This window comes from Ancylomarina sp. YFZ004 (assembly GCF_054254355.1).
On the sequence record NZ_JBTCHQ010000047.1, the window covers coordinates 1 to 420 of the forward strand.

1 protein-coding gene is annotated in these 420 nt (G+C 36.4%); it reads left to right on the forward strand.

Annotated features, from left to right (window positions below; genetic code table 11):
• On the forward strand, nt 1-420 hold a 420-nt coding region (locus ACXR6G_RS20150), incomplete at both ends, for a hypothetical protein (RefSeq protein ID WP_458363253.1).

Here is a 420-nt window from a genome sequence, read left to right on the forward strand (position 1 = left end):
ATTTTGAGGTAAAGTTTAAGGATATCGTAACAGCCTGTGATTGGCAGTATGATGATGGTTCAGGTTATCAAGCAATCAGTTTACATGATGATATAACAATGGCGACATTTTCTGCTGGAGATGTATCAAATGTGTTGACAATCGATCCATCTACATATAGTATGGATGGTTGGAAGTTTAGAGCTTTAATCAATGGATCAGAACTTTCAAGTGTTGCTCAAGTAAAAGTTTATCAGAAAGTTCTTTTTGCTGATATTTCTAGTGAAACTTTATGTATAGGAGCAGGTAAGAGTTTTAATGCTAATGTAACTGCAGGAACAGAACCTTTATCTTACGAGTGGAAAAGAGGAACAACAGGATTAGGCACAGGTTCAAGTTTGAACCTAGATGCTGCCGCACTTGCTGGTACTTATTCTATAA